The following is a 22,353-nucleotide window of genomic DNA, read 5'->3' on the forward strand; positions in this document are numbered from 1 at the left end:
CCGGATTTTACCCGCCTGTGAAAAAGACCTGGCGCTGTCGGAAAATATTTTTTGTGCCGCCCGGGGCCGCCCGCGCGCACCGTGCGGCGGTATCGCGATTGTGCGGCGCGCGTTTTTATTTCGGGAAAACGGCAAAAAAAACCGCCGCGCACACAGCGCGGCGGTTTTTGAAAACTTTTTTAGTCGCTCACAAAGGGGAGCAGGGCCAGATGGCGGGCCCGCTTGATGGCAACGGTCAACTCACGCTGATGCTCGGCACAGGTGCCGGTCACACGGCGGGGGATGATCTTGGAGCGCTCAGAAATATATTTGCGCAGCTTGACGACATCTTTGTAATCGATGTGATCGACGCGGTCGACACAGAAGCTGCAAACCTTTTTGCGGCCCCTTCTCTGGGGACGGCCGCTTCTCTCAGGCCTTTCGGTTCTTTCCAAAGTTCTTACCTCCTTATAAAAGTGGGATCAAAACGGCAGATCCTCGTTGTCATCCACCACGGCAAAATCGTCGGCCGAGCCCTGCGAGAAAGAGGGGGCGGCCGGAGCCGGGGCAGAGGAGTAATCGGGCGCACCGTAGGAGTTGTTGTGCTGTCCGCCCTGAGAAGAACCCTTGGAGTCCGCAAAATAGACGTTATCAGCCGAAATCTCGACAGCCTTGCGCTTATTGCCCTGCTTGTCCTCATAGGAACGGGTCTGGATGCTGCCCTGCACGGCGATCATCTGGCCCTTCCTGAAATATTTGGTGATAAACTCAGCGGTGCTGCGCCAGGCGACCACGTCGATAAAGTCGGTCTGACGCTCTCCGCCCTGCTTCACATAGCTGCGGTTGACCGCAACTGTGAAAGTGGTGACGGAAACGCCGTTGGGGGTCTTGCGGAGCTCGGGGTCCGCCGTCAGGCGGCCGAGCAGTGCCACAACGTTCAGCATAAAACTTCCTCCTTACTCGTCCTTGGCAACGATCAGGGACCGCAGAACGCCGTCGGTGATCTTGTACACGCGGTCGAGCTCAGCCGGGAAATCGGGCTCGCAGCTGAAGTTGACCAGCACATAGTAGCCGTCGTTCTCATCGTTGATGGGGTAGGCCAGACGGCGCTTGCCCCAATCGTCAACAGATTCGACAGTACCGTTTTTCGCGATGAGGTTCTTGAACTTTTCGACCAGAGCCTGCGTCTCCTCCTCAGCGATCGCGGTGGAGAACACCATCACAGTTTCGTACTTCTTCATTCTGTACACCTCCTTTTGGACATATGGCCCCCTTGCGGGGGCAAGGATCGCTGTGCGGGCAAAAGGACGCCTTTGCACAGCACTTTATTATACCCCGGATGGGCAAACAAAGTCAAGAGAAAAAACAAAAGCGGACGAAGAGAAAGAGGGCGGCGGACACGGCGCCGCGTGTTACAGTGTGCGGGAAAGCTCTTTCAGGTAGGCGTGAAACTCTGCCCCGATGTCCGGGTGGGACAGCGCGGTCTCCACCTGGGCCTGCATGACCCCCAGTTTGGAGCCCATGTCATAGCGCTTGCCGGTAAAATCCACCCCCACCATGCCGGAGGTGCGGGCCAGTACGGCCATGGCGTCGGTCAGCTGTATCTCGCCGCCGGCGCCGGGGGCGGTATGGTCGAGGATCTCGTAGATCTCCGGGGTCAGCAGGCAGCGGCCCAGGATGGAGAACAGGCTGAACTCTCTGCCGGGCGCCGGTTTTTCGATCATGTCGGTGATGTTGTAGAGGTTGTCCTGCAGAGGGTCCACTTTCATGGAAGAGTATTTGACGATCGCCTCGGGGGAGACCTCTTTGATGCCGACGCAGGCTTTGCCGTAGGTCTCGTAAGCGCGGATGAGCTGCGCCGCCACGGGGTCCTCTCCCATGATGACGTCGTCGCCGTAAAGCACCACAAAGGGCTCGCCGCCGGTAAAGCTGCGCGCCTTGCTGATGGCGTGGCCCAGGCCCTTGGTCTCCCGCTGGCGGATATAACTGATATTGGCCAGATTGGCGATATCGATGCAGTCGGCCAGCATCTTGTCTTTGCCCCCGTGGGCCAGATTGGCCTCCAGCTCCGGGTTGCGGTCGAAATGGTCCTCAATGATCTCCTTGTTGCGGCCGGTGATGATGAGGATGTCCTCGATGCCGGCGGCCACCGCTTCTTCCACAATATACTGGATGGCGGGCTTGTCCACAATGGGAAGCATCTCCTTGGGCATCGCCTTGGTGGCGGGCAGCACACGGGTGCCAAGGCCCGCGGCAGGGATAACGGCTTTCCTTACTTTCATGAGCAGCTCCTTTTAATGATCGAAATATTGCGCTCCCGCACAGGCAGAAAAGGCGGGGCGGGAAAAGGGCGTCACAGGGCGCCCGCGGCGACAAAGGTGAGAATGGTGGTCAGCGCGTAAAAAACCACCAGGCCGATGAGCACGGCTTTGCTGGGGCCGCCGCGCCTGTGCAGGCGCTCGCGGTAAACGGTCTCGCCCGCGTCCCCGGTCTCCTGACGGATGCGGCGGATGCGGCGGGCGCAGTGCCGCCGGTAAAACCAGGAGGCGAACATGCCCCAGCCCACGATCTGCAGGGCGCCCAGCAGGGCGGAGCAGACCGAGGCGATCACGCCCAGGGTCGCATAGCTGACGGGCAGTGTGAACAGGATGCCGAACTCCGCCAGCATGATCAGGGCCGCGGGCAGGTTGAGCAGCAGATTAAGGGCCGCGGCCAGGATGCCAAGGCCCCACATTTTGCGGTAGAGAAAGTAGATGGGCGCGATAAAGGCCGCGCTGAACACAAAGCCCACCTTGTGCCCGGTGGCGTCCATCCGCTTGAACTGATAAAGATAATAAGGCGCGCTGGGACCGATGAACGCGGCCCAGTCGGCGACGGGGATGCCGTCGATCTCGCCGCTCATCTCTTCGGGGGAAGAGAGCGGGACAGCCCCCTGAACGCCGGGGGAGGGGCGCGGCTCCTCCGTGTGCAGCGGCACGCCGCACTGCTCGCAGAAGATCAGATCGCCGGTGTAAGACGCGCCGCAGTTTGGGCATTTGCCCGGTTTGGGCGCGCTGGCCGGGCGTTTCCACTCAAACCCCGGGCCGTGCATCTCCTCAAAGACGCAGGCTCCCTTGAGCTGGTAACAGGCGCGGTGGTAGGGCGCGCCGCACTCCGGACAGACGACGATATCGTCGGACGGCAAGAATGGTTTCTTGCAGACCGGACAGCTGCAGCCCTCATAAGTGTGCATAGATAGCCTCCCCAACGGTGAAGATAGTTCCGATGCTTGTAAAAGGTATTGTACCGCAAAATGGAAGAAAATGCAAAGGCGACGCGGCGGACAGAGAGAACGTGTACAAACCCGCCGGACAAAAGGACCCGGCCGGCGCGCCGCACGCAGAGGGCAGGGGGAGAGCCGGGCAGAGAAGCCGCAGCTTTTGCCCCGCGCAGGCCGCGCGCCTCTTTACAACCGCCCGCAGGGCCTTTATAATAGTATAGTTAGATATAGCCAGGATAAAACGCAAGCCGGGGCCAGGGCCGCGGCAAAAATACGCACGGCCCCGGGCCGGCATCGGAGTGAACAGCATGATCATTTTGGACGAAGTAAAACACGATCTCTCGGTCTTGGGGCCGGAGGTAACGGATATGGGCGACGCGCTGGCCATCCCCGCCAACAGCCAGCGCTATGAAGAACTGACCCAGAAAAGCTCTGAGCCGGGCTTTTTTGACGACGCCGAAAACAGCCGCAAAGTATTTGCGGAGATGAGCGGCATCAAGGAAAAGCTGGACAAATACGCCGAGCTGCAGCAGCTTTATTCAGACGCCGAGACCTTTGCCGAGCTGGCGCAGGAGATGGGCGACGAGGAGCTGCTGCCCGAGGCGGAAGAGCATGTGGAAAAGGTGCGCGAGAAACTGGAAGAGCTGCGCCTGATCGCGCTGCTTTCGGGCGAGTACGACGACCACAACGCCATCCTCACTTTTCATGCCGGCGCGGGCGGCACCGAGGCGCAGGACTGGGTGGGCATGCTCTACCGCATGTACACCCGTTTTGCGGCCCGGCACGGCTTTGAGGTGGAGGTGCTGGACTATCTGGACGGGGACGAGGCCGGGATCAAAAGCGCCTCCGTCATGGTCAAGGGGACCAACGCCTATGGCTTTTTGAAAAGCGAAAACGGCGTGCACCGGCTGGTGCGCATCTCGCCGTTTGACTCGTCCGGGCGGCGGCATACCAGCTTTGCCTCGCTGGAAGTGATGCCGGAGATCGACGACACCATCGAGATCGATATCCGGCCTGAGGATATCAAGATGGAGGTTTACCGCTCCTCGGGCGCAGGCGGCCAGCACATCAACAAGACCTCCTCGGCCGTCCGTCTGATCCACATCCCCACCGGCATCGTGGTCGCCTGTCAGAACGAGCGCAGCCAGTTCCAGAACAGGGATATGGCGATGAAGATGCTCAAAAGCAAGCTGTTCCAGGTCAAAGAGCGGGAGCATCTGGCCCATATCGAGGACATCAAGGGCGAGCAGCTCCAGATCGCCTGGGGCAGCCAGATCCGCAGTTATGTCTTTATGCCCTATACGCTGGTCAAAGATCATCGCACCGGCTTTGAAAACGGCAACGTCAATGCCGTGATGGACGGCGAGCTGGACGGTTTCATCAACGCCTACCTGAAAGCTGCCAGCCGGGGCGAGCTGGAGGGCAGATGACCCGCTGACCGGCACAACGACACCGCATCCGCGCCTGAAGGCCGGGATGCGGTGTTTTTATAAAGATGAAACGATGATGGCAGGCAGCTTTGGCGGCGGCTCCCGCGAGATCATCACCCCGGCGGACGCCTGTGGCGCGGGCGGGGACTGGTACAGCGTTTGCGTGCTGACCTTTTCCCGGGCCGCGCTGGAAAAACGCTGAAAAGGCTGCCGATGGAAGAGATCACGCGCGTCGTGGACACGAATGGGGCCTCCCCGGTTTATCTGCTGCAAAGAGAGGGCAAAAAATCGTCCTTGCCATGGCGTCGGCCGGGGCGCCCGCAGCAGCGGCTCCTGGGTGAAGAGCCGGAACACGGCCTGCAGTTTGACTGTCTTTGTCCGGCGCTGGAGCTGGCAGCCGCGCTTTGAGTGCGGGGGCAAAAAGGAGGGTGCAGGATGGACCCACGGCTGATCTTTGACGAGGATGCGGACAATTACGACCGGGCGCGGCCCGGCTATCCCGCGGAGCTGTATGCCGCGATTTTTGCTTATTCCGGCGCGGGGGCCGGTGAGCGGGCGCTGGAGATCGGCGTCGGCACGGGGCAGGCGACCCCGCCTTTTCTGGAAAAGGGCTGCAGCGTGACGGCAGTGGAGCTGGGCGCGCGGCTCAGCCACCGCGTGAAACAGAAATTTAGGGACCGCCCGGGCTTTCAGGTGCTGCAGGGAGATTTTCTTGACTGCGAACTGCCCGCCGCCTCTTTTGATCTGGCCTACTGCGCCACCGCCTTTCACTGGCTGCCGGGAAAACGCGCTTACCCCAGGCTGCGGGAGCTTCTGCGCGAGGGGGGAACGCTGGCTCTGTTCTGGAACCATCCGTTCCCCAACCGCGAAGAGGATGAGACCAACCGGGCGAACCGCCGCGTCTACCGCAAATACCGCCCGGACGCAGAAGAACAGCGGGAGTTCTGTGAGGCGGACTGCGCCAAAAGGGCAGAAGAGCTGCGCGCTTATGGCTTCTGCGACGTGCGCGCGTCTCTTTTTCACCGGGTGAGACGGCTCACGGCGGCGGAGTATATCGACCTGCTGAACACCTATTCCGACCACCGGGCGCTGCCTCCCCGGACGCGGGCGGCGTTTGAACAGGATATGAAAACAGCGCTGGGAGCCGCAGGCGGCTTTGTCAATATTTACGACACCGTCGACCTGTATCTGGCGCGGAAATAGCGGAACAGGCCTGCGGCCGGGAGAGATTTTTACAAAGAGAGAGGGCGCGAAACGGTAAACGCTTCGCGCCCTCTCTCTTTTCCGTGCCGCGGGCAGGAGGGGAACGGGCCCCGGACGGCTCCCCAAAATGATTCAGGCCTTTTCACAGCCAATGGAGGCCATGAAGCGGTCGAAAGCCGCAAAGCCGGCCTCGTCCTGCTTGAAGACGCCGGCATGTTCCAGACAGGTCTCAAACTTTGCGCCGATCTCAGCGCGCACCGCCTGTTCTGCGGCTGCGTCCTCCAGGCTGGTACCATACTTTGCGGTGAGAAGATCGATCCATTCCGCATGTTCCGGCGCTTCTTTTTTGACCTCTTCCGCCGCGCGCGCGCCGGTGAGCACCTGGCGGATGGCCTCGCCCTGGGGCTTGAGGCGGCTGGGCAGAATGGCCAGCCCCATGACCTCGATCAGGCCGATGTTTTCCTTTTTGATGTGGTGGATCTCCCGGTGGGGATGGAAGATCCCCTCGGGATGCTCTGGGCTGACGGCATTGTTGCGGGGCACAAGGTCCAGCACATAGTCCTCTTCTGCGGTGTGATGCAGAATGGGGGTGACCGTGTTGTGCGGCACCTGCTGGCCGTTTTCCGTGGTGTAGGCGCGGATCTCAACGCTTTCATCGCTGTAGTCCCGCCAGGCGTCCAGCAGCCGGTCGGCAAAGGCCATCAGCTGGGCGGGGGCGTCGCCCGTGCAGCGCACGGTGGAGACGGGCCAGCAGATGCGGCCGATGCGGATGTCGGGAAAGTCCGCGCAGCGATAGGCCTGCTGCAGCCGGGCGCGCTGCATGGGAAAGGCGTAGTTGCCGCCCTGGAAGTGGTTGTGGGACAGGATGCTGCCGCCCACGATGGGCAGGTCGGCGTTGCTGCCGCAGGTGTAGTGGGGAAATTGGCCCACAAAGTCAAAAATGCGGCGGAAAGTCTCGTGGGTGATGGCCATGGCCTCGTGCTTTTCTCCAAAGACGATGCAGTGCTCGTTATAATAGACATAGGGGGAGTACTGCAGGTACCACTGTTCGCCCATCAGTATGACCGGCACGACCCGGTGTACCTGCCGGGCGGGAAAATTCACGCGCCCGGCATAGCCGATATTTTCAAGGCAGAGCATGCACTTGGGATAGCTGGACGCGGGCTGCAGCCGCTCCAGAGCGATGGTCTTGGGGTCTTTTTCCGGCTTGGTGAGGTTGATGGTCACCTCCAGCGTGCCGTATTTGCAGGGATGCTCCCACTGGATGTTCCGGGCGATCTGAGCGGTGCGGATATAATTGCTGACGATGCACAGATGATAAAAATAATCCGTGGCCGCTTTGGCCCCCTGCGTGCGGCGCAGCTCTTCAAAACGGGCGCAGACCTCGCTCTCACGCGGCATCAGCGCGCCCATAATCCGCGCTTCAAAATTTACCCGCAGCGCGTTTACCTCCCGGTCGTACAGGCCCTGCTCACCGGCAAGGTCCAGCAGCGGCTCCAAGATCGCGGACGGCGTGTCCAGCGCCTCGTCGGGCAGTTCCCCCACATACGGCTCAGCCAGACCGAACAGGTCCAGCAGCGTGTTGCGGGCAACCACGGCGTCCAGCTTGCCCACCAGGCCCTGCTGCAGGCCAAAGCGGATCAGGCGCTCGATGTCGCAGGCGGCGCGTTGATTCATTTATGATTCCTCCCCCTGTAGCGCTAAAGCTTTTCCGCCTTTTATTATAGTGCTTTGCGGGAATGGGAGACATGCAAAATTGTTGCAGCCGCATGAAAGAAACGGGAAATAAAAAGGCCTCCCGACAGATGCCGGGAGGCCTTTGCACAGATTGCACAAAATTTGTTTCGTCTCTTTGATGGTCAGGACAGCACCTGGCCGTCGTAGTTCTGTTCAATGGTGCGGATGAGCAGGTACATCGTCTCATTGTAGGGGACCGGGATCCCCAGCGCCCGCGCTTTCTGCACCACGCCGCCGTTGATGGAGCCGATCTCGGTGGGCCGCTTTGCCAGAACATCCTGCTCGGTGCTGGTCAGGTGGGTGCGCATCTCCGCCATCAGGGAGAAAATACCGCTTTTCAGCTGTTCGCCGTCCAGCGCGGTGCCCTCCGCACCGGCCACGGCGACGATCTCATCCACGATATGGCAGGCCAGTTCTCCGGCCTCGGGGGTGTCCACAAGCACGCCACAGCGCAGCCGGCAGACCGCCGTGATGCTGTTGGCGGTGGCGTTCACCGCCACCTTGCTCCAGATGGTCTTCATGATATCGGGCGTGATGGTGCAGCCCAGCCCCGCGCCGTCAAAAAGGCTGCAGACCTGCTGCAAAAAGGGCGTTTCGCCCCCCTCGGCGGTCATGATGGAGGTGTGGCCGTCTCCCAGTGAGCGGATGTGCCCGATCGAGATGAGATCGCTGGGAAAATCCGTGGTGCCCAGAATGATGCGCTTTCTGGGCACGAATTCACTGACCCGCTCCAGGTTGCCCAGCCCGTTCTGCAGGCTCATCACGACCGTGCGGCTGTCCATAAAGCGCCGTGCGCTCTCCAGCGCCGCGCGGGAGTAGAGCGACTTGGTGAACAGGATCACCAGATCGGCGATAAAGGGCACGTCCTGCGCCAGATACGCTTCCACCGGGGCCCGGTGTACGCCGTCCTGCAATTCCAGCACCAGTCCGTCCCGGCGCATGGACTCCACCGCTTCCGGCACCACGTCCACCATGGTCACTTCCGCGCCCGCAAGGGCCAGTTTGCCGCCGAAGAGCGTACCCATCGCCCCGGCGCCGATCACTACGATTTTCAATGAGATCCCCTCCTGGATGGGCGGGGCGGCGTTTGCAATGCGCCCTGCGCCCCGCTCTGTTTGCCGCCGCGCGGCCGCGGCGGGCAGAAAAAAGGGTACAGGGGTTTTTCTCCTGTACCACATTGTACCCTGTATATTATAGCACACGGCCGCAAAAATACTACCCGTCTCAAAAAAATCGCGGCCGCCGCAGGCCCGCGCTTCAAAAGCGCCCCTGAGGCGCTTCGGCGCGGACAGCGGCAGCCGCTGTCATTTTTTTGGGCTGTGTTTTATTCCGCAAAAGCGCTGAAAGCCAGATAGCACATATAGATATCTGCCTTGGCGGCCACCTCATAGGGCGCGTGCATCGACAGCAGGGGGACGCCGATATCCACCACGTCGATATTGTGGTTTGCCACATATTTTGCCACCGTGCCGCCGCCGCCCAGGTCCACCTTGCCCAGCTCGCCGGTCTGCCACAAGACGCCGTGGCTGTCCAGGATATCGGCAAAAAGCGCCATCGTCTCCGCCGAGGCGTCTGAGGTGCCGCTTTTGCCCCGCGCGCCGGTGTACTTGGTCACCACCACGCCCTTGTTCAGCCGGGCGACGTTGTTTTCCTCAAACACATCGGAGAAAGAGGGATCATAGGCCGCATTGACGTCCGCGGACAGGCATTTCGAGTTGGCCAGCACCGCTTTGGAGTCCACGCCCTGGGCCTCGGCCAGATATTCGAGATAATGCAGCAGATAGGCGGAGGCCAGGCCGGTATTGCCGTCCGAGCCGGTCTCCTCTTTGTCAGTCAGGCAGGTCACGGTGGTGTGACGCGGCGCCTTGGCGTCGATCTCGGCGCGCAGCGCCGTATAAGCGCAGACCCGGTCGTCGTGGCCGTAAGCTGCGATCATGCTGCGGTCAAAGCCCAGGTCCCGCGCCGGAAATGCCGGCACGATCTCCAGCTCAGCGCAGGTGAAATCCCGTTCCGTGACGCCGTATTTTTCATGGAGCAGCTGCATGGTGGCCAGCTTGACCCGGTTTTTTACCTCTTCATCCGGGTAGGGAAGCGAGCCGATGAGGATATTCAGCTCTTCTCCCCGCACCCCGTCCGCCAACGGACGGCGGTCCTGTTCTTTGGAGAGGTGGGGCAGTAGATCGCTGATGGTAAAGACGGGGTCGCCCTCCTCCTCACCGATGCAGACCGGGACCGTCTCGCCGCTGCGGCGCACAAAGACCCCGTGCAGGGAAAGGGGGATCGCCGTCCACTGATACTTGCGCAGGCCGCCGTAATAGTGGGTCTTGAAGTAAGAGAGGCCACCTTTTTCGTAAAGCGGGTTCTGCTTCAGGTCCAGGCGCGGAGAATCGATGTGGGCGGCATTGATGCGCACGCCCTCGCTCACCGGCAGGGTCCCAAAGGTCGAGGCCAGCAGGGCCTTGCCGCGGTTGACGCAGTAGACCTTGTCCCCGGGCTGGTAGCTGCGGCCCGGTTCGTACAGGGTATAGCCCGCCTCCTGCAGCAGGGCCGTCGCCCCGGCCACAAATTCGCGCTCTGTTTTTGCCCGGTTGAGAAAGCGGCGGTACTCCTCACAAAAAGCCCAGGCGGGTCCTTTCAGCTCCGGCCTCGCCTCAAACACGTCCGGCGCCTGATAGAGCAGTTCGTCTGCGAGCTGCTGCGCCTGACTTTTTTCCTTTTTCATCCTTTGCTCACTCCTGTTTCTGGCGGTAAAGCCGCTCATATTTTTCAAATGCGCGCCCGACCTTCTGCACATAGCGGGACATCTGCGGGTAGGGGAACTCTTTCAGCGTGTTTTCCCCGTCCGCATAGGTGGGGTCGGCCAGCAGGCTGTCCACGGTCCCCCAGCCGCTGTGATAAGCGGCGCTGGCCGTTGCGAGATTCCCGCCGTAGCGTTCCAGGCAGCGGGACAGGTAGTAGCTGCCGAAGCGGATGTTGACCGACGGGTCCCACAGGTCCTCAAAGGTCAGCGGCTCGTCGTTTGCGATCTTCAGCTTGATCCAGGCAAAGGTCTCCTCGGTGATCTGCATCAGGCCGCGCGCCCCCACGGCGGATTCCGCCGTCTGGTCAAAGCCGCTTTCGGTGCGGATGATGGCGTAGATCATCAGCGGGTCCATCTCAAACTCAGCGGCATAGTGTTCCACCGTGTCTTTGTAGCGGAGAGGGAAGCTGTGCTCTTCAATAACGCGGATCGCCTTGGGCGCCGTCAGCAGGCCCAACAGGCCCACGGCCAGCAGCACCGCCAGCACGATCAGATTTTTTCCTGTTTTTCTCATTGGTCATCCCTTTAGCTGTTGAAGAAGTCGCCCGGCCTTTTGCAGCAGTTCGTCCCTTGTGCCGGTGTTTTCCAGCACAAAGTCCGCCCGGGCGCGCAGCGTCTCAGGCGCGGCCTGCCGGTCCAGACGGTCCAGCGCCGCTTGCTGCGACACGCCGTCCCGCAGGGCGATGCGCCGGGCCTGGGTCTCCCTGTCGCTGAGCACCGCCACAATACTATCACACAACGGCTCGAAAGGCGTGTCGATTATCAGAGCCCCGTCCAGGAACAGCAGCGCGGCCCCCGCCGCCCGGGCGGCGGCGATCCGCCCTTTGATCTCCCGCAGGATCAGCGGCATGGTGACGGCAGTCAGCCGTTTTTGCCCGTCCGGCGTCGCAAAAGCCCGCTCGCCGAGGCTTCGGCGCAGCAGGTTTCCCTGTTCGTCGCAGACCGAGGCGCCAAACTCTTTTACCAGCGCTTTCACATAAGCGCTGCCGGGCGTCGCCAGCTCCCGCGTGACGGCGTCCCCGTCGATGACCGGATATCCCTGGGCGGCCAGCCAGGCGCTCACCGTGCTTTTGCCGCTGCCGGAGGTCCCGGTGATGCCGACCACCCTCACAGCTCGATCACCTGAAAAGCGGCGGCGCGCACCAGCCGGTTATAGACCGCCATGGAGACCCCGTCCTGGGCCGGGCTGTGGGCATACACCACCTGCGCGCCGCGCTCGTCCGCCTCCCGCAGGGCGGCGAACAGCGCGTGCGCCTGGCTGTCGGGGTCGCCTGCCCGGCCGCAGGGGATGCAGGGCACCCCCAGCAGGGGCTGCTCCTCCTCGTAGCACATCGCAAAAACGCCGGCGCCGGCATGCGCCTGCACATATTCTTTATAAGCGGAAAACGGCCCCGACAGCAAGATCACGTCCGCGCGGGGAGAATAATGCTTGTACTTCATGCCCGGCGAGGCCGCCACCTCGCCCTCTGCCAGCTTGTTGAGAATGGCGGAGGAAAGCGCCACCTCGCACCCCAGCGCGGCTTCCAGCTGCTCGCGGGTGATATAGCCGGGGCGCAGCAGGGTAGGGACCTCGCCCGCCACGGTGATCACGGTGGACTCCAGCCCCACCTCGCAGGGGCCGCCGTCCACGATCAGCGGGATGCGGCCGTTCATGTCCTGAAAGGTGTGCCGGGCCGTGGTGGTGCTGGGCAGGCCGGACAGGTTTGCGGAGGGCGCGGCCAGCGGCAGGCCCGCGGCCCGGATGATCTGCCGGGCCACCGGGTGAGAGGGCATGCGCACCGCGACGGTGTCCAGCCCGGCGCTGGTGGCCATGGGGATGGCGTCGCTTTTTTTCATGATGATGGTCAGCGGCCCGGGCCAAAAGGCCTGCGCCAGCTTTTGGGCAGCCGCCGGGATCTCCCGCACCACGGCGGGCAGTTCTTCCATGCCGGCGATGTGCACGATGAGCGGGTTGTCCTGCGGGCGGCCCTTGGCCTCAAAGATCTTTTTCACCGCCGCGGCGTTGGTGGCGTCTGCGGCCAAACCGTAGACGGTCTCGGTGGGGATGCCCACGGCCTCTCCCGCGCGCAGCAGGCGGGCGGCCTCGGCCACAGCCTCGGGCCCCGCGGCAAGCAGTTTTGTATCCATGGTATTCGTCTCCTATTCCTCTGCGGAGGACTTGAGTTTTTCCGCCTGGTCTGCAGTCACAAGCGCGTCGATCACCTCGTCCAGATCGCCGTCCAGCACGGCGTCCAGCTTGTACAGCGTCAGGCCGATGCGGTGATCCGTCACCCGCCCCTGGGGGTAGTTGTAGGTGCGGATGCGGCCGCTGCGGTCGCCCGTGCCCACCTGGCTTCTGCGCTCGGCAGAGATCTCGGCGTGCTGTGCCTCCTGTTTTTGCTGCAGCAGGCGGCTGCGCAGCACCCGCAGGGCCTTGTCCTTGTTTTTGTACTGGCTGCGCTCGTCCTGGCACTCCACCACCATGCCGGTGGGCAGATGAGTCACCCGGATGGCGGAAGAGGTCTTGTTGATGTGCTGGCCGCCCGCGCCCGAGGAGCGGAAAGTGTCGATTTTCAGGTCTTTGGGGTCCAGCTCCAGCTCCACCTCTTCCGCCTCCGGCATCACCGCTACGGTGGCGGCCGAGGTGTGCACCCTGCCCTGGGTCTCGGTCTCCGGCACCCGCTGCACCCGGTGGGTGCCGCCCTCAAACTTCAGCCGGCTGTACGCGCCCTCACCGTTTACGGTGAAGCTGATCTCTTTGATGCCGCCAAGTTCGGTCTCGCTGACGCTGTTGACCTCGATGTTCCAGCGGCGGGCCTCGGCGTACATGGTGTACATGCGGTAGAGGCTGTGGGCAAACAGGGCCGCTTCCTCGCCGCCGGTGCCGCCGCGGATCTCCATGATGATGTTTTTGTCGTCGTTTTCATCCCGCGGCAGCATCAGCACCTTCAGCTCCTGCGCCGCCTGCTCGCAGTGTGCGCGGTTCTCATCGTACTCCGCCTGCACCATCTCTTTGAAATCCGGCTCCAGACCGCCCTCTTCCAGCAGGGCTTTGGCCTCATCAAACGCCTGTTTGGCCCGGCGGTACTCGTCGTATTTTTCTATGAGCGGGGTCAGGTTTTTGTGCTCTTTCATCAGGCTGCGGTAAAGGTTGTTGTCCCGGATCACCCCGGGATCCGTGAGCTGGTTGCCGATCTCTTCATAATGGCGTTTGACCTCGTCCAGTTTGTCCAGCATATCTTTGCGCTCCTTTTTGTTCTGTTCTCAAAACGATACGAAAAGGGCCGCGCTACCGCTCTGCCTCCCGGATGATCTTTTTGATATTGCGCTCGATCTTTGCGCGGGGCGCCATGACCTCCCGCCCGCACTTGACGCAGCGCACGCGGAAATCCATCCCCACCCGCAGCACGGCAAACGAACTGCCGCCGCAGGGATGCGGCTTTTTCATCTGCAAAACGTCTCCTACCTGCACGTCCACGCGCTTCACCCCGACTGTGATTTTCCGCGCCGGACGCGCCCTCAGGCCGCCCGGCAGTCTTATATATTATAGTACATTCGCCCCGCTTGTGCAAATATTCACCGCCGGTGCGGCATATAGTTTAGACGACGGGCAGGGACGGGGATGCCCTCACACGGGCGCGGGCGCTTTCGTGTGAGGGTTTCCGGCTTCCGCCCTTATCACCGGCGCCGCGCCCGGGCATGAGGCCTTTTTCGCCCCGCAGACCGCGCGCTTTTAAGGAGGAAACAAAAATGATCTACGCTGCGGAGGACCGGCTGCCCTGCTGTACCGACTTTACCCTGCGCGAACTGATGGAGGCTGCGGAAAAGCACACGGTCCTGCAGAGCACGGCCCTGCTGTACGACACCGATAAAAGCCTGCACTTCTGTCTGGGCGGCTATCCCGCACTGATGCCCCATGAGGAGTGCGCCGAGGGGATACGCACCGGGCAGGTGCGGGATATTGCAGTGATCACACGGGTGGGGCGCGCCGCCTGTTTTGTCATCACCGAGGCCGTTGGGGGACCGCGGCCCCGGTTCGTCCTCTCCCGCGCAGAGGCCCAGCGCCGCTGCCGGGAGGAGTATCTGGACCGGTTGGAGCCGGGCGACGTCATCCCCTGCACCGCCACCCACATCGAGCCTTTCGGCGTGTTCTGCGACGTGGGATGCGGCATCAGCGCGCTGCTGCCCATCGACTGCCTTTCGGTGTCCCGCATCGCTTCGCCCGCCGACCGGGTGCGGACCGGCCAGCCGCTCACCTGCGTGGTGCGCCAGAGGGACGAGCGCGGGCGCCTGGTGCTGAGCATGAAAGAGCTGCTGGGCAGCTGGCAGGACAATGCCGACCTGTTCCGGGTGGGCATGAGCGTGATGGGCATCGTGCGCAGCGTGGAGGACTACGGCGTTTTTATTGAGCTGACCCCCAATCTGGCCGGCCTTGCGGAGTATACCGACGCCCTGTCCCCGGGGGACGCCGTCAGCGTGTACATCAAAAACATCCTGCCCCAGAAGATGAAGATCAAGCTGGTGGTGCTCAGCCGCCTGCCCGCCCCGGCGGCCCCGGCCCCGCTGCATCTTTTTATCAGCGAGGGGCATCTGGACGAATGGGTCTATTCCTGCCCCGGCGCACGCCGCCTGGTACGCACCGTTTTTTCAGAAGAGATGCCGGCGCGCGGCGGCAGTTGAGTAACCCGCGGGACTGTGCTATACTTAACTCATCCCCCTGATCGCCCCGCGCCGCGTGTGATGTGCGGCGCCGCGTCTCCCGGAAAAGGCGGGGACGGCGGGCGAAAAAAGCAGCTTTATCAAAGGAAGGAGGCCGAACCGATGTCGAACCGGGCATTTACCGGCGGCGTGCGTCCGGGCGGGCTGACGACCTCGACCGAGATCCGCATCCTGTTGTGCTACCTGCTCAAAAGCATCGGCACGCCCCTTACCCGGCAGGAGATCGAAAATGCACTGCTGGGAGAGGAGCTGGTCAATTATTTTGAACTGTCCGATGCGCTTGACAAGCTGTGCGCGCTGGGGCATCTGAAGCTGGAGGACGGCGCGTACCAGGTGACGGCCAGCGGCTCGGACCTGGCGGATACCCTTGAGGGCGAGGTGCCCCGCTCGGTGCGCGAGAGCGCCGTGAACGCGGTGCTCACAGCCCAGCAGTACAAGCGCAAACAGGCGCAGCACAAGGCAGAGGTGACCAGGACCACAGACGGCTGGCAGGTGCGCTGTACCATCGAGGATCTGGGAGAGCAGGTCTTTTCCTTTGAACTTTATCTGCCCGACGAGCTGACCGCAAATGCGGTAAAAGAAAAATTCATCGCGGACGGCGACACGGTGTTCCGCTGCATGCTGGGCCTGCTGACCGATAACCGGCAGCTGCTGTCCGACCTGTTGAAATGAAACCGGCTCTGCCGCAGGGCAGAGATGTAAAAAAGCGCCGCGGCAGGGGAGAGTCTCCCCGCCGCGGCGCTTTTTGTTGCTTTATACTATTTTAAACAGACTTGTTTTCATTCGCCGCGGCCTGAGGACGGGCTGCATAACTATAAAAAGCGAGTTATTTTGCTGGCCTCGCCCTTACCGCTTTGCGGCGGGGGGCGTATGGTTACTAAAAAATATCTTATCTTAATGGCCCCGCCATCGCCGCAAAGCGCGCATGTCACGGACAATGACACTTTATATAGCGCTCCGCTTCCGCCCTGCTGTGCAGGGTGACGGTCTTATCCGGATAGGCCGCCAGCATCTCCTGGATCTCGGGAAGATTGTTCTTTTCAAACGCCGCCGTCCACCGCAGCAGGTCTATCAGCGAACCGAGGGTCTCCCGCTTGCCGCCCTCAAGCCCCAGCTTCCTCTTGAAAAAGCGGCGGATGATCCTGCTCTGGCACACCCTTGCCGGCATTTCCAGCACAAGGATGACGTCCGCCTGCCGGAAACTTTCGGCCAGCCAGGAACAGTAGGCGCCCTCCACGATCCAATCATCCGTGCAGAGGATGTCCCTCAGCAGCCGGTCCCGCTTTTCCGCCGGCATCTTTACGCCGTACCGGCCGGCTGCGTTGTCCCAGAACAGATCGTCCAGCTCATAAACCGGGAGCAGGTATCTGTCCGCCAGCCGCTTTGCCAGATAAGTCTTTCCGGAGCCGCTCCCGCCTATGATGTGGATCTTCACCTTTGCGCCCCCTCCCGGCCCAGGCCGCCGCGCGCGCACCGCAGGCCGAAAAGCGGCCCCTCTGTGCCGCGGCCGCCCCTGCGCCGGGGCAGTCTCAAAAACGGGGGCCGCTCAGTGCTTGCCCTCGACGATCCCTCTCCCGAAAAGCACGTTGGAGATGGTCCTGAAAAAGATCTTCACATCCAGCCAAAAGCTGATGTGGACCGCATAATAGCCGTCCAGCTCCGCTTTGACCGGGATGGGCAGCTCGTCGCGGCCATTGACCTGCGCCCAGCCGGTCAGGCCGGGCGTGAGGGCGTTGACGCCGTATCTGTCCCGCTCGGCGATCAGGTCGTCCTGGTTCCAAAGCGCGGGGCGCGGCCCCACGATGCTCATCTGCCCGGCCAGGATGTTGAACAGCTGGGGCAGTTCGTCCAGGCTGGTCTTGCGCAGAAAGCGGCCCACCGGGGTGATGGCGCTCTCTGCGTTCTGCAGCAGGTGGGTGGGCACGTCCTTTGGGGTGTCCGCCCGCATACTGCGGAATTTCAGGATCTCAAAGTAAGTCTTGTTTTTGCCCACCCGCTTTTGACGGAACAGCACCGGCCCGGGGCTGCCGCACTTGACCAGCAGCGCCAGCACCAGCAGCAGCGGGGAGAGCAGGATGACGCCGAGCAGCGAACAGACAAAATCAAGGATTCGTTTGACGACCGGATACATATGGGCACCGCTCCTAAATCTCGTGATCAAAAGTGGGCACCATCTCGCTGATAAAGGCGAGCAGGCGCTTGCTGTCGTTGGAATAGGCGATCTCTTTGAGGCGGGCCAGATGGGTGAAGAAATTGGGTTTGTCCATCTTGAGCGGCGCGCCGACAAAAATCTTTTTGTTCGCGGTCTTGTGCACGCTCTCCTCGTCCATGGTCAGCTCTTCAAACAGCTTTTCGCCGGGCCGCAGGCCGGTAAAGACGATATCCACATCCCGGTAGGGGATGAAACCCGCCAGCTTGATCAGGTTTTCAGCCAGATCCAGGATGCGCACCGGTTCGCCCATATCCAGCACGAAGATGTTGCCCTTGCCGCTCATGCTGGCGGCCTGCAGCACCAGGCTGACCGCCTCGGGGATGGTCATAAAATAGCGCACGATGTCCGGGTCGGTGACGGTCAGCGGGCCGCCCTCCGCGATCTGTTCCTTAAAAAGCGGCAGCACCGAGCCGTTGGAACCCAGCACGTTGCCGAACCGCACAGCCACAAAATCCGTTTTGCTGGTCTCGGCAATGGTCTGTACGATCATCTCGCAGATGCGCTTGGTGGCCCCCATCACGTTGGTGGGGTTGACCGCTTTGTCGGTGGAGATCAGCACAAACCGCTCAGCGCCGTATTTTTCCGCCGAAAGGGCCACGTTATAGGTGCCGAAGACGTTGTTTTTGACCGCTTCCTCCGGGCTGGTCTCCATCAGGGGCACATGCTTGTGCGCCGCGGCGTGAAACACCAGCGCGGGGCGGTACTCGGCAAACAGGCGGTCCACCTTTTTGCTGTCCCGCACAGAGGCGATCTGGACCTCCAGGTCCAGCCGGTCTGCGTATTTGCGGATCAATTCCTGCTGGATGGAATAGGCGTTGTTCTCATAGATATCCACAATGACCAGCTTGCTGGGCCCGGCCGCGGCGATCTGGCGGCACAGCTCGCTGCCGATGGAACCGCCGCCGCCCGTGACCATGACCACCTTGCCGCTGATCAGGGTGTTGGTGGCCGGGTCCATCTCGATGACCTCGCGGCCCAGCAGATCTTCCACCTTGACGTCGCGGATGCGGGAGGAAAGATCGCGCCCGTCCGCGATCAGCTTGACAAGGTCCGGCATGATGCGCAGGTTGCAGTTGGTCTTGGAGCAGATCGACAGGATGCGGCGCTTGTCGTTTTCTTCAATGGTGGGGATGCACAGCAGGATGGTCTCGATCTCGCAGCGCTCTACCAGGTCCGGGATATCCGCCGTGGTGCCCATGATCTGCACGCCGAGAATGGTGCGGCCGACCTTTTGCGGGGAGTCGTCCACCGCGCAGATGATGTTCATCTCGTCGCTGGGGTTGCGGTTGATCTCGTGCAGCAGCATGCTGGCCGCGTCGCCGGCCCCGATCAGCAGCACCCGGCGGCGCTGCTTGCGGCTGCTTTTGATCTTGGTGTTGCGGTACATGCGGTAGGTCAGGCGCGCCATCAGGGTGAGGATGGTGGCGAACATCGCGCTCATCAGATACACGGCCATGGGGATGCGCCGCTCGGTAAAGATCAGCTGGGAAAGGGTGACAAAGGCCGCCACCGCCAGAAAAGAGGCCACGCAGACGCGGAAGAACTCGATGATCTCCGCGTAGCGCCAAAGGCTGTCGTACATCCCCATAAAGGCATAGATGATAATGTAGCAGCTGACAAACAGAAAGCAGCTGGAAGCCATAAGGCTGAAATACTTTTTGTAAGGGCTGGTCATGACCGCCATGCCCACCATGCTGTCTCCCAGCAGGTCGCTGCCCTGCAGCGTGAGCATCCAGGTGCCGATATAGGAAGCCGCGACCGCCGCCATGTCGAACAGGACGAGAAACAGCCTGCGGTAACGGCGCAGGATCTCGCCAATAGCTCTTGACATCGTATCACCAATCTCTAAATGATGGAAGCGGGATCGCCCGTGAGGCCCGCTTCCATCACTTGAATTTCGACTTTTGAGGCGCGGACGGCGGCCGCTGCCGCTTTCCGCGCTTTTTATTTCTCACCCATTTTACAACATCTTGCGACAATAAGCAAATCCTGATTGCGCGCGCGGGCGCTTTGCGTGCGGTTTGTTTCAGTATGGACCCGCCCCTGCCGCTCTATGCAGCGCCGCGGCTGTGGGGGACGAGCCTCCCTTGCCCGGCCGCCGCAGAGCGAAAAAAAGCGCGGAAAAGCGTTTTCTGCCGCGGCGGGTCGCGGTATCGGAGGCGGGTCCAGTCCGGGCAGAAGCAATGCCTTTGCCCGCAGAACGGCGTGCCGGTGCGCGCAAAAACAGCCGTCTTCTCTGCCGCTGCTTTGGGATGGGCTGCGGCGGCCGTCTGCCGCGGGGATATCCCAGCAGGCACAAACACCCCCGGCAAAGCCGGGGGTGTTTGTGCCTGCTGGCCGGGACGACTGGATAAAAGTCCGGCCGCGGCGGCAGCGGGGGAGAAAGCCTTGCCGCTGTATGGGGCTTATTCGCCGATGCGTCTTTCGGTCAGACGCAGATCTTCCCCCCGAAAATACAGTATCTCGCAGTCGCCGAACAGACGGCTGCCGACTTTTTCCGTGTAGCGGGCGTTCAGGGTCTGCTGGGTCTGGATGTTGCTGGTATAGATGGTGGGCCGGTGGGCGGTCAGGCGGGTGTCCACCAGCCGGTAGATGCAGCTGGAGATATAGGGGGTGAGGTATTCGGTGCCGAGATCGTCCAAAATCAGCAGTTCAGCCTCCAGCATGGCCTGCAGCGTCTCGCCCCCGTCGTCAAAGCGGTCTTTCTCAATGACGCCGAAAGCACTCTGGCTGCTGACGTACAGCACATTGAAGCCCCGCGCCAGCACCACGCCGGCGATGGAGAGCGCCAGATGGGTCTTTCCCAGCCCGGTGTTGCCGGTCATGAAAACACTGGGGCAGTCGGCGCCGAAGTTGTCCGCGTATTGACGGCAGTAATCCAGATTACTGCGCATGACCTCGCGGGGGCTGGTGCGCCGGGGCGGCGTGATGATATCCGGGTAGCGCAGCAGGTCAAAGTTGTCAAAGCGACATTCGGACAGGGGGGCCACCCCCAGCAGCTCCTGCCGGCGCAGGGCGCGGATGCGCTCTTCCACACAGCCGCAAAGGCCGTTTGCGGTGGAGCCGGTGTCCTGGCAGAAACGGCAGTGGAAATGCGGCTGCAGAAAATCGGCCGCAAAGCCGTTTTCGGCCAGCAGCGCGGCCCGCTCGGTCTCGATGGCCTCCAGCGCGGCCCGCTTCTCGGCCAGCAGGTTTTCCGGCGCGCGCGCCGCTGAAAGACGGGCCAGGGCAAGGCCGGTCTCAATGGTCAGGTTGTCCAGCACCAGCAGCCGCGGCACCTTGTCATAGGCGCGCTGTTTGTCGCGCTCGGCCAGTGTGATGGCTCTCTGCCGGCAGGCGCGCACGTCCTCCATGGCTTTGGCGAGCAGTTCTGCGCGGCGCATCAGCGTTCACCTCTTTTTTTGAATTTGGGCATGTGGTCCGGCTCACGCAGCAAAAGGTCGTCTTCCCGGGTGACGATCCTGCCCTGCTCATGGGTGTTGGAGGGGCCTTCCGCGATCAGCTCACCCGGCGAACGGTATCCTTTGGCATTCCACTTTTTCAGCATGGCGTTCAGATAGCGCACCGTGTTTTTGTCCCCGGCGCGCTGACTGGCGGCGCGGATCATCTCGCCGCCATAGCCGTACTCCTCATACCAGCGGGCGATCAGAGTGCGCTCGCTGGAGGTAAAACCCGCGGCGTCCACGCCCAGGATATGCGCGGTCTCCTGCTCATATTTTTCGCGCTGGGCCAGCGTCGACAGATAGCGCTCCATATCCGCGCCGGTGCGGATGCCTTCTTCCCGCCAGGAGAGCAGCACCCGGGCGATATACCGCACGCTGCGGTTGCCCTTGGTCACAAAATGCGCGATCCCGGTGAGGATCAGGTCCACCGGCAGTTTGTCCTGCAGATACAAAGAGGCGAGGACGTTGCCGTCGCTCTCGTTGAGGACGGTACCGAACAGGTTCTGGCTCTCGGTGATGAGAACAGCAACCTGAGGGTCGTTTTCGGCTGCGGCCGTCACCTCCCGCGTCGAGAGGCGGGGCGGACGTTTTTGCAGCGGGCGCTTGGGCGCGGCGGCGGCAGGGCCGGTGGTGGACAGCAGGCCCGCGCCCGCCCAGTAGATCAGATGCTTTTCCAGCGTATCGGCATTGCCCAGGGCGGGAAACTCGGCCAAAAGCGCCTCGGGGCACACCTTGCCGTCCCGCAGGATGGCGAGCGCCACCCGCAGCTGATCCCCGCTGGCCGCCGCGAGACGGCGCAGCACAAGAGAGGGCACCGGGACGGCGTCGCCATTGTTTTTGAGCAGCTGATACTCCATGAAAAGTTCCCCCGGAAATCAAGATAAAAGACACGCCAGGGCGGGCCTGGGCGAAAGGAAAAGATCGGATGCGGTGTTGGTACAGATTTGGTGCAGGCGAGGCCGCTCCGGGCCCGTGCCGGCCCGCGCGGGAGCGGGACAAAAGGATAAGCAAAACGCCCACAAAAGGCCTGTGAAGCCACTTTGTGGGCGTTTTTCTGTGGAGCGGGTTACGAGGCTCGAACTCGCCACCTTCTGCTTGGGAAGCAGACGCTCTACCAGATGAGCTAAACCCGCATCTCCGACATTCAGAGTGCCTTATTATTTTAGCTCGTCCAAACGAAAAAGTCAACGGTTTATTTTGCAGAAAAATGCCGCGCCCGCTTTGGCCAGACCCGGCTTTGGCGGGCAGGACGGTGGAGGCGGGGGAGAAAAGCCCCTGCTTTTGTGCCGGACTGCGGGCGGCGGCCGCTCCAGGCATCTCAGGCCGCCCGCAGAGTCGACGCGAATTGAAACCCACTGCCCATATTTTATAACAGCGGGACGCCGGGACAAAGGGCTGACGCTCCGGCCGGGAAAAAACAGCCGGCGCGGAGGCGCGCGGCCCGCGACCCGTGGGAAAGCGGCAGGCCGCGGGAAAGCGTGCTGCGGGGCCCGTGTCTATTCTGTTTACGCCCATAAATTAAGTCCATAAGTTTTTGCGGCGGGGCCGCCCCGAAAGGAAAAAAACAGCGGGGAGGTCGGCGGAAGAGGGAC

General features: G+C 62.0%; 24 protein-coding genes and 1 tRNA gene. 6 read left to right on the forward strand and 19 right to left on the reverse strand.

What is annotated here, in order from left to right; translation table 11 throughout:
- Window positions 1–179: 179 nt before the first annotated feature.
- The 5 genes from rpsR to H8S23_RS11240 form a co-directional block, all read right to left on the reverse strand.
- On the reverse strand, window positions 180–434 hold the full coding sequence (gene rpsR, locus H8S23_RS11220; protein WP_186888434.1) for a 30S ribosomal protein S18: 255 nt from the start codon (window positions 432–434) through the stop codon (window positions 180–182).
- Window positions 435–461: 27 nt separating this feature from the next.
- On the reverse strand, window positions 462–923 hold the full coding sequence (locus H8S23_RS11225) for a single-stranded DNA-binding protein (RefSeq protein WP_186888435.1): 462 nt from the start codon (window positions 921–923) through the stop codon (window positions 462–464).
- A 12-nt stretch (window positions 924–935) separates the two neighbouring features.
- On the reverse strand, window positions 936–1,220 hold the full coding sequence (gene rpsF / locus H8S23_RS11230) for a 30S ribosomal protein S6 (RefSeq protein ID WP_186888436.1): 285 nt from the start codon (window positions 1,218–1,220) through the stop codon (window positions 936–938).
- 171 nt (window positions 1,221–1,391) lie between these two features.
- Entirely contained in the window at window positions 1,392–2,261 is an 870-nt protein-coding gene (gene galU / locus H8S23_RS11235) for a UTP--glucose-1-phosphate uridylyltransferase GalU (RefSeq protein ID WP_186888437.1), read from the reverse strand.
- A 71-nt stretch (window positions 2,262–2,332) separates the two neighbouring features.
- A complete protein-coding gene (locus H8S23_RS11240; RefSeq protein ID WP_186888438.1) occupies window positions 2,333–3,211 on the reverse strand; it encodes an RING finger protein in 879 nt (292 codons plus the stop codon).
- A 335-nt stretch (window positions 3,212–3,546) separates the two neighbouring features.
- On the opposite strand from H8S23_RS11240, the gene prfB reads away from it, so the two are divergent.
- Genes prfB through H8S23_RS11260 form a run of 4 tightly spaced genes read left to right on the forward strand, consistent with a single transcriptional unit; the run spans window position 3,547 to window position 5,871 of the window.
- Window positions 3,547–4,668 carry a peptide chain release factor 2 gene (gene prfB, locus H8S23_RS11245; RefSeq protein ID WP_186888439.1) on the forward strand — a complete coding sequence of 374 codons (1,122 nt, stop codon included), beginning with the start codon at window positions 3,547–3,549 and terminating at the stop codon, window positions 4,666–4,668.
- Between the two features lie 46 nt (window positions 4,669–4,714).
- The gene (locus tag H8S23_RS11250) at window positions 4,715–4,870 is read left to right on the forward strand and encodes a hypothetical protein (protein ID WP_186888440.1); all 156 of its coding nucleotides are present in this window, start codon (window positions 4,715–4,717) and stop codon (window positions 4,868–4,870) included.
- A gap of 11 nt (window positions 4,871–4,881) precedes the next feature.
- Window positions 4,882–5,076 carry a hypothetical protein gene (locus H8S23_RS11255; RefSeq protein WP_186888441.1) on the forward strand — a complete coding sequence of 65 codons (195 nt, stop codon included), beginning with the start codon at window positions 4,882–4,884 and terminating at the stop codon, window positions 5,074–5,076.
- A gap of 27 nt (window positions 5,077–5,103) precedes the next feature.
- Window positions 5,104–5,871 (forward strand): class I SAM-dependent methyltransferase, encoded by a 768-nt coding sequence (locus H8S23_RS11260; RefSeq protein ID WP_186888442.1) that lies wholly within the window; start codon window positions 5,104–5,106, stop codon window positions 5,869–5,871.
- Between the two features lie 132 nt (window positions 5,872–6,003).
- Here the strand turns inward: H8S23_RS11260 and H8S23_RS11265 are convergent, their stop codons facing one another.
- The 8 genes from H8S23_RS11265 to H8S23_RS11300 form a co-directional block, all read right to left on the reverse strand.
- Window positions 6,004–7,548: a UDP-glucose--hexose-1-phosphate uridylyltransferase gene (locus tag H8S23_RS11265; protein ID WP_186888443.1), complete on the reverse strand. Its 1,545-nt coding sequence runs from the start codon at window positions 7,546–7,548 to the stop codon at window positions 6,004–6,006.
- A gap of 182 nt (window positions 7,549–7,730) precedes the next feature.
- On the reverse strand, window positions 7,731–8,663 hold the full coding sequence (locus H8S23_RS11270) for a ketopantoate reductase family protein (RefSeq protein WP_186888444.1): 933 nt from the start codon (window positions 8,661–8,663) through the stop codon (window positions 7,731–7,733).
- A gap of 269 nt (window positions 8,664–8,932) precedes the next feature.
- On the reverse strand, window positions 8,933–10,330 hold the full coding sequence (locus H8S23_RS11275) for an aminopeptidase (protein ID WP_186888445.1): 1,398 nt from the start codon (window positions 10,328–10,330) through the stop codon (window positions 8,933–8,935).
- 7 nt (window positions 10,331–10,337) lie between these two features.
- Complete coding sequence (locus H8S23_RS11280; RefSeq protein WP_186888446.1) at window positions 10,338–10,922, reverse strand: lytic transglycosylase domain-containing protein; 585 nt, start codon at window positions 10,920–10,922, stop codon at window positions 10,338–10,340.
- Between the two features lie 3 nt (window positions 10,923–10,925).
- On the reverse strand, window positions 10,926–11,519 hold the full coding sequence (coaE, locus tag H8S23_RS11285; RefSeq protein WP_186888447.1) for a dephospho-CoA kinase: 594 nt from the start codon (window positions 11,517–11,519) through the stop codon (window positions 10,926–10,928).
- The gene (locus tag H8S23_RS11290; protein WP_186888448.1) at window positions 11,516–12,535 is read right to left on the reverse strand and encodes an L-threonylcarbamoyladenylate synthase; all 1,020 of its coding nucleotides are present in this window, start codon (window positions 12,533–12,535) and stop codon (window positions 11,516–11,518) included. Before H8S23_RS11290 ends, coaE begins: the two co-directional genes overlap by 4 nt.
- Window positions 12,536–12,547: 12 nt before the next feature.
- Window positions 12,548–13,624 carry a peptide chain release factor 1 gene (gene prfA, locus H8S23_RS11295; protein WP_186888449.1) on the reverse strand — a complete coding sequence of 359 codons (1,077 nt, stop codon included), beginning with the start codon at window positions 13,622–13,624 and terminating at the stop codon, window positions 12,548–12,550.
- A 52-nt stretch (window positions 13,625–13,676) separates the two neighbouring features.
- Window positions 13,677–13,865, reverse strand: a complete 189-nt coding sequence (locus tag H8S23_RS11300; protein ID WP_186888450.1) for a DUF951 family protein — start codon at window positions 13,863–13,865, stop codon at window positions 13,677–13,679.
- A gap of 272 nt (window positions 13,866–14,137) precedes the next feature.
- On the opposite strand from H8S23_RS11300, the gene H8S23_RS11305 reads away from it, so the two are divergent.
- Together H8S23_RS11305 and H8S23_RS11310 are read left to right on the forward strand one after the other, a co-directional pair.
- The gene (locus tag H8S23_RS11305; RefSeq protein ID WP_186888451.1) at window positions 14,138–15,067 is read left to right on the forward strand and encodes a S1 RNA-binding domain-containing protein; all 930 of its coding nucleotides are present in this window, start codon (window positions 14,138–14,140) and stop codon (window positions 15,065–15,067) included.
- A gap of 141 nt (window positions 15,068–15,208) precedes the next feature.
- Window positions 15,209–15,778, forward strand: coding sequence for a DUF4364 family protein (locus tag H8S23_RS11310; RefSeq protein ID WP_186888452.1), 570 nt, complete (start codon window positions 15,209–15,211; stop codon window positions 15,776–15,778).
- Window positions 15,779–16,034: 256 nt separating this feature from the next.
- On the opposite strand, the gene H8S23_RS11315 is transcribed toward H8S23_RS11310, so the two are convergent.
- The 6 genes from H8S23_RS11315 to H8S23_RS11340 form a co-directional block, all read right to left on the reverse strand.
- Window positions 16,035–16,541 carry a P-loop NTPase family protein gene (locus tag H8S23_RS11315; protein WP_186888453.1) on the reverse strand — a complete coding sequence of 169 codons (507 nt, stop codon included), beginning with the start codon at window positions 16,539–16,541 and terminating at the stop codon, window positions 16,035–16,037.
- Between the two features lie 111 nt (window positions 16,542–16,652).
- Window positions 16,653–17,237, reverse strand: coding sequence for a sugar transferase (locus H8S23_RS11320; RefSeq protein WP_186888454.1), 585 nt, complete (start codon window positions 17,235–17,237; stop codon window positions 16,653–16,655).
- A gap of 13 nt (window positions 17,238–17,250) precedes the next feature.
- Window positions 17,251–19,149: a polysaccharide biosynthesis protein gene (locus tag H8S23_RS11325; RefSeq protein ID WP_186888455.1), complete on the reverse strand. Its 1,899-nt coding sequence runs from the start codon at window positions 19,147–19,149 to the stop codon at window positions 17,251–17,253.
- 574 nt (window positions 19,150–19,723) lie between these two features.
- Window positions 19,724–20,701: an ATP-binding protein gene (locus tag H8S23_RS11330; RefSeq protein WP_186888456.1), complete on the reverse strand. Its 978-nt coding sequence runs from the start codon at window positions 20,699–20,701 to the stop codon at window positions 19,724–19,726.
- Complete coding sequence (locus tag H8S23_RS11335; protein WP_186888457.1) at window positions 20,701–21,618, reverse strand: DnaD domain-containing protein; 918 nt, start codon at window positions 21,616–21,618, stop codon at window positions 20,701–20,703. The genes H8S23_RS11330 and H8S23_RS11335 overlap by 1 nt, the downstream gene beginning before the upstream one ends.
- A gap of 200 nt (window positions 21,619–21,818) precedes the next feature.
- Window positions 21,819–21,894, reverse strand: a tRNA-Gly gene (locus H8S23_RS11340).
- Window positions 21,895–22,353 lie beyond the last annotated feature (459 nt).

Source organism: Anaerofilum hominis (genome assembly GCF_014287275.1).
Classification (GTDB): Bacteria; Bacillota; Clostridia; order Oscillospirales; family Ruminococcaceae; genus Pygmaiobacter; species Pygmaiobacter hominis.